General features: G+C 74.7%; 2 protein-coding genes. Both read right to left on the bottom strand.

Translation table 11 applies throughout. From position 1 onward, the window contains the following. Positions 1–173: 173 nt before the first annotated feature. Positions 174–374, bottom strand: coding sequence for a hypothetical protein (locus tag ACWCRB_RS47055; protein WP_451001947.1), 201 nt, complete (start codon positions 372–374; stop codon positions 174–176). Then, positions 371–9,454: SDR family NAD(P)-dependent oxidoreductase (locus tag ACWCRB_RS47050; protein WP_451001946.1), on the bottom strand; the 9,084-nt coding region annotated here is incomplete at its 5' end. The genes ACWCRB_RS47050 and ACWCRB_RS47055, both read right to left, overlap by 4 nt.

Raw genomic sequence — 9,454 nt, 5'->3', positions numbered from 1 at the left:
GCCGGCCGAGACCTCCCACAGGTCGGCCGCCGAGGCGACACCACCGGGAAGCCGGCAGCCGATGCCCACGATCGCCACCGGATCGTCGCCGGCGGGCCCATAGCGGCGCAGTCGCTCGACTTCCTTGAGCGCCTCACGCAGTGCCTTCACCAGCCTGGCTTCGGTGTCCTTGCTCATGGCGCGTCACTCCGTCCGGAGTCCTGCAGGTAGTCGTCGATCGGTACCGGTATCCACGCGCTGCCCATGGCGACGAGGGCCTGCCAGAGCACGGTCGCCAGAGCCCGGTGCCACCGGGGCGGCATGGGCTGCGTCCGGGAGGCTGTACCGGGCGTCCGTGGCACCGGGATCTGCACGATGCGAATCCGGTCGGTCATCGCCGGCCGTCCTCGCCCAACGCCACCGCGATCAGCTCTTCGACATCCATCGTGTCGATCAACTCCTTCTGGCCCGGCCGCACATCAGGCAGCGCCACGACGAGGGTTCGGTGTATGTGGTCGGTGAGCGCGGCGGGCGTCGGATAGTCGAACACCGCCGTGGCAGGCAGCGGCGCATCGGTCAACGGTGCGAGGGCGTTGCGCAGTTCGATCGCGGTCAGCGAGTCGACGCCCAGGTCACGGAAGGTGCGGTCCGCGTCGAGCGGCGGCCCTTCGGCGCTGTGGCCGAGCAGCGTCACCAGCTTGTCGCTCAACAGGTCGAGCACGCGTTGCCGCTGCTCGTCCGGGCCGAGACCGGCCAGTTCCCGCCGCAGCCGCAGCGCGTCGTCCCGGCGGCTCGGCCGGACAGCCGCGCGCAGGGTCACCGCGGCCACCTGCGCGCGCGGCGCGGTCAGGGCGGCGTCGAACATCGCCAGGCCGTCGGCCTCGGAGATCGCCGCGAGCCCCCGGTCGCGCAGGCGCGCCAGATCCGCGTCGCGCAGGTGCTCGGTCATGCCGCGCTGTCCCGCCCACAGCCCCCAGGCGATGGACACCGCGGGCAGACCGTTGGCCCGACGGTGCGCGGCCAGCCCGTCCAGGAAGGCGTTCGCCGCGGCGTAGTTGGCCTGCCCCGCCGAACCGAGCGTGCCGGCCACGGAGGAGAAGAGCACGAACGCGCTCAGGTCGAGGCCGCGCGTCGCCTCGTGCAGATTCCACGCGGCGTCCGCCTTGGCCGCGAGCACCGCGGACAGACGCCGCGGCGTCAGCGACTGCAGCACTGCGTCGTCGAGTACGCCGGCCGCGTGCACCACCGCGGTCAGGCCGGGCGTCACCAGGCCGGCCACCGCGGCCGGGTCGGCGACATCGCAGGCCACGATCTCGACGCTCGCGCCCAGTCCGGTCAACTCCGCCCGCAGCGCGGGTGCTTCGGGCGCGGCGGGGCCGCGCCTGCCCGCCAGCACCAGCCGCCGCACCCCGTGCACGACCACGAGATGCCGGGCGAACAGTGCGCCGAGACCGCCGGTGCCGCCGGTGATCAGTACCGTGCTCTCGGGACCGAACGGGGGCGCCCCCTCGGGGGATTCCGGCAGCGGGGCCAGCCGGGCCGCGTGCGCCACCCCCGACCGGATCACCAGTTGTGACTGCCCCGTCGCCAGGACGGCGGGCAGGTCGAGTTCGCCGTCGGTGTCCACCAGGACGAACCGGCCGGGCTGCTCGACCTGCGCGGAGCGCACCAGGCCCCACACCGCCGCGCCGGCCAGGTCCACCACGTCCTCGCCCGGCAGCCCGACCGCGCCGCGGGTCACGATCACCAGCCGCTGTGCCGTCGGCGCGGTCAGCGCGTCGAGCACCTGCCGCGTCGCCGCGTGCACCGAGGACACCACGTCCTCACCGGCAAAGAACCCGTCGAGCACTGCGACATCGGCGTTCGACGCGGAGACGGCGGCGGGTGCGGGGGGCGTGGCGGGTGTGGCGGGCAGCGCAGTCCAGGCCAGTTCGTGTACGCGGCGGGTGGCCGCGGACATCGGCCGCAGCCGAACCGACGCTGCGCTCAGCACCGGCCGGCCGGCCCGATCGTGCACCGCGACCGACACACCGTCCGGCCCCGCGGGAGACAGCCGGACCCGCAGCCCGTCTGCCCCGGCCCGGTGCAGCACGACGTCCTGCCAGGCGAACGGGACGTCCACGCCGCTGCGGCCGGTGCCCACCAGCCACCCGTGCAACGCCGCGTCCAGCAGGGCCGGGTGCAGGCCGTAGCCGGTCGTGTCGACGTCGGCCGCGACCTCGGCGAGCACGTCGTCGCCGTCGCGCCATGCCGCGCGCAGCCCGCGGAAGGCCGGGCCGTAGTCGAGTCCCTGGTCCGCCAGCCGCTCGTAGGCGCCGTCCGGGTCGATCGGCACCGCGCCGGCGGGCGGCCAGACGACCTGCCGCGCAGGGTCCGCCGCTTCCGCCGTGGTCACCGATCCCCTGGCATGCACCACCCAGGGTGCCGCCGGTTCGTCGGTACGGGCGGACACCACCACCTCACCCGTCGGATGGGCGACCACCTGGACGGACAGCCGCCCCTGCTCGGGCAGCACCAGCGGAGCCTGGATCACCAGTTCGCGCACCGTGTCCGCCCCGATCTCGGCGCCCGCGCGCAGCGCCAGTTCGGCGAAGAAGGTGCCGGGCGCGAGGACCGAGCCGGCCACCGTGTGGTCGGCCATCCAGCCGGGCGAGTTCCGGGAGACCGAGCCGGACAGAATCACCGTGCCGTTGTCCGCCAGCTCCATCCGGGCGGTCAGGACGGGGTGGTCCGTCGCGACGAACCCCAGTCCCGTCGGGGCGGTCGGCGGTTCCGGCCGCAGCCAGTAGCGTCGCCGGTCGAACGCGTAGGTGGGCAGCTCCGCGAAGGGGCCGGACGGCTCGCCGAACACCGCCCGCAGGTCCACGGGCAGGCCCCGCGCGAACAGCTCGCCCAGCGTGGGCAGCAGACTTCCCAGTTCGGACCGGTCGCCGCGCAGCAGCGGCAACGCGGTCACCTCGGTGGGCACGGTCTGCGCCACCAGGGCGGTCAGCGCCCGCCCCGGCCCTATCTCGACGAAGGTCCTCGCGCCCTGCCGCGCCAGGGCGTTCACGCAGGGCAGGAACCGCACGGTCTGCCTGGCGTGCCGCAGCCAGTAGTCGGCCGACCGCAGGTCCTCGCCGGTGGCCGGTTCGCCGGTGACGCTGGACATGATCGGGATCGTCGCAGGGCGGTAGGTGACCTCCCGGGCCGCTGCGGCGAACTCACCGAGCGGACCGTCCAGTTCGGCCGAGTGGAAGGCGTAGCGGTTGCGCAGTCTGAACGACCGCCACCCGCGGTCACGGCAGCGTTCCACGACCCGCTCGACCGCGTCCGGCGCCCCGGAGACGACGGTGGTGTCCGGCGTGTTCAGGGCGGCGATCGACACCCCGGGCTCCAGGACGCCCTCGATGTCGTCGGCGCCCGCCAGGATCTGCACCATGCTGCCGGGCGGCAAAGCGCCCATGACACGGCCCCGCGCGGTGATCATCCGGGCGGCGTCGGGCAGCGACAGGACGCCGGCCACGTGCGCCGCGGCCAGTTCGCCGAAGGAGTGGCCGAGCAGAACGTCCGGTCGCAGGCCGAAGGATTCGACGAGCCGGAACAGCGCGACCTCGATGGCGAACAGCGCGGGCTGGGTGAACTCGGTCCGGTGCTGGAGGACGGCCGCCTCGGGCGAGCCCTTCTCGGCGAACAGCAGGTCGGCCAGCGGCCGGTCCAGGTGTGCGTCGAGTTCGCCGAGCACCTCGTCGAGTGCGGCGGCGAACACCGGGAACTCGGCGTACAGCGTCGCGCCCATGGCCGCGTACTGGCCGCCGTGGCCGGGGAAGAGGAACACGACGGGCCCGGTCGCCGGCTCGGCCGGCCCGGCGTGGGCGGCCTCGGCCAGCCGGTCGAGCAGCTCGGCACGGTCCGCGCCGGTGATGACCGTCCGGTGCGGCAGCCGCGACCGCGTCGCGACCAGTGCCGAGGCGACGGCCGCCGGGTCGAGGTCCTCGTTCGTCCGCACATGGGCCAGCAACCGGGCGGCCTGGCCGCGCAGCGCGGGTTCGGTGCGCGCGGACAGCACCCACGGCAGCATCGGCCGGTTCGGTTCCGTGGCGGCCGATTCCGGCTGCACGGGGGCCTGTTCGAGGATCACGTGGGCGTTGGTTCCGGAGATGCCGAACGCCGACACCGCCGCCCGGCGGGGCCGCCCGGTGTCCGGCCAGTCGACCGACTCGGTCGCCAGGGCGACGGTCCCGCCCGACCAGTCCACCGCGGACGTCGGCGGGTCGGCGTGCAGCGTCGGCGCCACGACGCCCCGGCCGAGCGCGCCGATCATCTTGATCACGCCGGCCATGCCCGCCGCGGCCTGGGTGTGTCCGAGGTTCGACTTGACCGAACCGAGCAGCAGCGGCCGGTCGGCGGGCCGGCCCTGGCCGTAGGTCGCCAGGATCGCCTCCGCCTCGATGGGATCGCCCAGCACGGTGCCGGTCCCGTGCGCTTCCAGCACGTCCACGTCCGCGGTGGACAGGCCGGCACCGGCGAGGGCCGCGCGGATCACCCGTTGCTGGGACGGGCCGTTCGGCGCGGTCAGCCCGTTGGAGGCGCCGTCCTGGTTCACCGCGCTGCCGCGCACCACCGCGAGCACCCGGTGCCCGCGCTCCCGGGCCCGGGACAGCCGCTCCAGCACCAGGACGCCCGCGCCTTCGCTCCAGCCGGTCCCGTCGGCCGCGGCACCGAACGACTTGCACCGCCCGTCGGCGGCGAGGCCGCCCTGCTTGGCGAAGTCCACGAACACCCGGGGCGTGGCCATCACCGTGGCGGCGCCGGCCAGCGCCAGGTCGCACTCGTCGGACCGCAGCGACCGCGCAGCCAGGTGCACCGCGACCAACGACGAGGAGCAGGCCGTGTCCACGGTGAGCGCGGGCCCCTCCAGGCCGAGCGCGTACGCGACCCGGCCGGAGGCGACACTGCCCTGGCTGCCGACCAGCCGGTAGCCCTCCACCCCGGCCGCGGCGTCGTCGACGCCCACGCCGTACTCCTGGGCCATGATTCCGGCGAACACACCGGTCCGGCTGCCGGCCAGCGACTCCGGGGCGATGCCCGCGCGTTCCACCGCTTCCCAGCACACCTCGAGCAGCAGCCGCTGCTGCGGGTCCATCGCGGCAGCCTCGTGCGGGTTGATGCCGAAGAACGCGGCGTCGAACGCACCCGCGTCGGCGAGGAATCCGCCCTGCCGCACGGCCGGACCGCTCGTCTGCCAGCCGCGGTCGGTCGGGAAGTCACCGATCACCTCCCGGCCGCTGACCACGGTGTCCCACAGGTCCGCGGGCGAGTCGATACCGCCGGGGAACCGGCAGCCGGCTCCCACCACGACGACCGGATCGGTGTCGTCCCCCACGGATGCCGGCTGCTGGTCCGCGCGTCCCGGCCGTCCGGCGGCCCGGTCGCGCAGATGGTCGGCCAGCGCGGCGGGCGTGGGGTAGTCGAAGACGACGGCCGCGGGCAGCGGCATGCCGGTGGCCGTCTTGAGCCGGTTGCGCAGTTCGACGGCGAGCAGCGAGTCGAAGCCGAGATCCCGGAAGTTGCGGTCCGGATCGATCGGCTCGCCGGCACGCCCCAGCACGGCCGCGGTCTCGGTCCGCGTCAGCGCGAGCAGGTCTGCGGGCGCGGGCCTGGCGGCGGTCGGCGCCTGCGGCCGGGCCGGCACCAGGTCCCGTAGCACGGAAGGCAGTTCGCCGAGGTCGGCGGAGACCCGCAGCGCCGCGCGGTCGACCGGCATCGCGACCACGTGCGGCCGGGGTTGCGCGATGGCGGCGTCGAACAGGTCAAGTCCGGCGTCGACCGGCAGCTCCACGAGGCCGCGCCGCCTGAGCCGGACGAGGTCCGCCTCGCGCAGCTGCCCGGCCATGCCGGTGGTGTGGTCCCACAGCCCCCAGCCGATGGACAGCGTGGGCAGCCCGCGACCGTGCCGGTGGGCCGCCAGCGCGTCGAGGAAGGCGTTGGCCGCCGCGTAGTTGGCCTGCCCCGCCCCACCGCACACGCCGAGCACCGAGGAGAACAGTACGAGCGTGGCACCGGTCCGTGCGGTGGCCTCGTGCAGATACCACGCGGCGTCGGCCTTGGGGGACAGCACGGTGTCCATCCGGTCCGGGGTCAGCGAGTCGAGTACGCCGTCGTCGAGCACGCCGGCCGTGTGGATCACCGTGGTCAGTTCCGGCGTCACCAGGGAGGCGAGCGCGGCACGGTCGGTGACGTCGCACGACACCACCTGCACTGCCGCCCCCAGCTCGGCCAGCTCCGCGACCAGTCGCCCGGCGCCGGGCGCGTCCGGGCCCTGCCGTGAGGCGAGCACAAGGCGCCGCACACCGTGCCGGGTCACCAGATGGCGGGCCAGCGCCGAGCCGAGTCCACCGGTGCCGCCGGTGATCAGGGTCGGCCCGGTCGGGTCGAACCCGCCCGGGGCAGAGGCCGGCACCGGCGTCAGCCGGGCCGCGTGCAGCACGCCGGAACGGATCAGCACCTGCGGTTCGCCGCTCGCCAGGACGGCGGCGACGTCGATGTCCGCGTCGGTGTCCACCAGCACGAACCGGCCGGGCGCCTCGACCTGTGCCGCGCGCACCAGACCCCACACCGCGGCGGCGACCGGATCGGGCAGGCCCTCGCCGGCCGGGCCCACCGCGCCACGGGTGACGACCAGCAGGACGCCGTCCGCCGACCGTTCGTCGGCGAGCCAGTCCTGGAGCACCCCGAGCATCCGGTGGGTGGCGGCGTGTGTCCGGGCGACCAGATCCGGTCCGGCGCCGTCCGGTCCGGTGCCCGGGCCGAATCCGCCGTCGAGCACCACGACGTCCGGGACCGGTGCCGTCCGGTCCAGATCGTCCCAGGCCACGACCGACACCGGGGAGGCGCTCGGCCGGGCCAGCGGCGGCCAGACGAGTTCCAGCAGGCCGTGGGCGGTGGACCGGCCGGCCCGGGAGATCGCGGCCTGCTGCTCGGGCGACAGGTGCCGCAGCACGATCGACCCGACGGTGCACACCGGCCGGCCGGACTCGTCGTAGGCCGCGAGGGACATCTCGTCCGGCCCGCCCGGCGTGATCACCACCCGCAGGGCGGTGGCGCCGGTCGCGAACAGCCGGACGTCGGCCCAGGAGAACGGCAGCGCCACGCCGCGCCCGGCGCCGGTGCACAGTGCCGCGTGCAACGCCGCGTCGAACAGCGCCGGTTGCAGGCCGAACCCGGCCGGATCCACCTCGTCGGGAAGCGCGACCTCGGCGAACACCTCGTCGCCCCGCAGCCACATCGCGCGCAGACCACGGAACGCCGGCCCGTAGCCGTAGCCGCGCTCGGCCAGCCGCGGGTAGACGTCGGTCAGGTCGACCGCGGCCGCCTCGGGGGGCGGCCATGCAGCCAGGTGCGGCGCGGCCGTCTCCGCGGCGGCCAACTCGCCGCGCGCGTGCGTCACCCACTCTCCGCCGGCACGGGAATGGATCGTCACCTCGCCGTTGTCCACGACCACCCGGACGTCCACGCCGCCTTGCTCCGGCAGGACGAGCGGGGTCTGGATCACCAGTTCCCGCAGGGACTCGCGGCCGGCCTCGGCGCCCGCGCGCAGGGCCAGTTCCACGAAGGCCGTGGCCGGCAGCAGCGTCGCGCCTGCGGCCGTGTGATCGGCCAGCCAGCCGTGCGTGGCGAGCGACAGCCGTCCGGTCAACAGCGTCGTGTCCGTGTCCGGCAGTTCGGCCACGGCACCGACCATCGGATGGTCCGCGACGGTCAGACCGAGCCCGGTCACATCCGTGCGCGGCTTCGGCTCCAGCCAGTACCGCTTGCGGTCGAACGCGTAGGTGGGCAGTGGCACTTGACGGGCACCGCCGAACACCGAGTCCCACGCCACGTCACCGCCGCGCACGTACCGCTGCGCGGCGGAGGTCAGCAACCGGGCCGGGCCGCCCTGGCCGCGGCGCAGTGAGCCGGTCACGGTGACCGCGCGGCCGTCCCGCTCCGCGGTCTGTTCGATGTGGATGCCCAGTGCCGTGTGCGGGGCGCACTCCACGAAGTGCGTGAACCCGTCGGCGAGCAGGGCCTCGACGGACCGCTGGAAGGCCACCGGCCTGCGGCAGTTCTGGTACCAGTACGCGGCGTCGAGGTCCTCGCCCGCGATAGCCGCCCCGGTCACCGTCGAGTAGATCGGCACCGAGGCGCCCGAGGGGCGGACGAACGAGGCCAGGTCGGCGAACGGTTCTTCCAGCGGATCGACGAGCGGGGAGTGCGAGGCGCGCGGCGCCACGGTCCTGGCCCGCAGCCCGGCCGCGCGCAGCCCGTCGGCGAACTCGGCCAGCGTGTCCACCGGCCCGGCCACCGTCGTCCCGTTCGGACCGCTGACGCCCGCGACCGTCAGGCCGGGAAGCAACCGCCCCGCCACGACGCTCTCCGGCGCGGCGACCGAGACGATCGCGCCGGAGAGCCGCTCGGCCATCAGCTTCGACCGGGCCACGATGAGCCGGCACGCGTCGTCGAGCGAGAGCGCGCCGGCGACGCAGGCGGCCGCGATCTCCCCCTGCGAGGTGCCCACGACGGCGTCCGGCCGCACTCCGAGGGAACGCCACTGCTCGGCCAGCGACACCAGCACCGCGAACAGTGCGGGATGCACGATGTCGACGCGCGCCAGCCAGGAGTCGTCGGCGCTCTCCCGGATGGTGTCCAGCAGCGACCATCCCACCAGCGGGTCGATGATCCGCGCGCAGTCGGCCATCCGCGCGGCGAACACCGGGGCGCGATCGAGGAGTTCGGCGGCCATCCCCAGCCACTCCACGCCCTGGCCGGGGAAGACGAACGCGGTCTTGCCCGGGTTCTCCTCGGCCCGGCCGTAGGTCACGTTCTCGGCGGGCAGGCCGTTGGCCACCGCCGACAGGCCGGCGATCAGGTCGGTGGAGTCGGTGCCGACCACCACCGCACGGTGCGCGAACCGCGCGCGCGTGGTCGCCAGCGATCGGCCGATGTCGGCCGCGTCGTACTCGGCGGCAGGGGCGAGCAACCGCTGTGCCTGGCCGCGCAGCGCGTCCGCGCTCTTCGCCGAGAGCACCCACGGCAGGGCGGACCAGGACGGTTCGCCCGGGGACGCGTCCGCCGGGGTCGCGTCCGCCGGGGTCGCGTCCGCCGGGACGGGTGCCTGTTCGAGGATGATGTGGGCGTTGGTTCCGGAGATGCCGAACGACGAGACCGCGGCCCGGCGCGGTCGCCCGCTGTCCGGCCAGTCCTGGTTACGGGTGGCCAGCCGTACCGCGCCCGTCGACCAGTCGATGTGCGGACTCGGCGCGTCGACATGCAGGGTCGCGGGTACCGTGCCGTGGTCCATGGCCGCAACCATCTTGATCAGCCCGGCCACACCCGCCGCGGCCTGGGCATGCCCGATATTGGATTTCAACGAGCCCAGGAGGAGTGGCCGGTGGGCGGGCCGGTCCTGTCCGTAGGTGGCCAGTACCGCGTGTGCCTCGATCGGGTCTCCCAG

The sequence above is a fragment of the Streptomyces sp. NPDC002156 genome, assembly GCF_053593675.1.
Note: the sequence above shows the minus strand (reverse complement) of the source record. Positions and strands in the feature narration are given on the sequence as shown.